This is a genomic window from Massilia aquatica (genome assembly GCF_011682045.1).
Lineage (GTDB): Bacteria > Pseudomonadota > Gammaproteobacteria > Burkholderiales > Burkholderiaceae_D > Telluria_A > Telluria_A aquatica.
The window spans coordinates 1-216 of the sequence record NZ_VVIW01000095.1; the positions used below are offsets into that span (position 1 = coordinate 1).

Annotated in this window: 1 rRNA gene; it reads right to left on the reverse strand. The window is 48.6% G+C overall.

The annotated features are described in order from the left end of the window. A 23S ribosomal RNA gene (locus F1609_RS34015) occupies nt 1-216 on the reverse strand; the annotation flags it as partial.

Below are 216 nucleotides of genomic sequence, written 5' to 3' on the forward strand. Positions count from 1 at the left end.
CAGGCTCATCCCATTTCGCTCGCCACTACTTTGGGAATCTCGGTTGATTTATTTTCCTGCAGCTACTTAGATGTTTCAGTTCGCCGCGTTCGCTTTGCATACCTATGTATTCAGTATGCAATGACCTGTAAAGGCCGGGTTTCCCCATTCGGAAATCTGCGGATCAAAGCTTGTTTGCTAGCTCCCCGCAGCTTATCGCAAGCTACTACGTCCTTC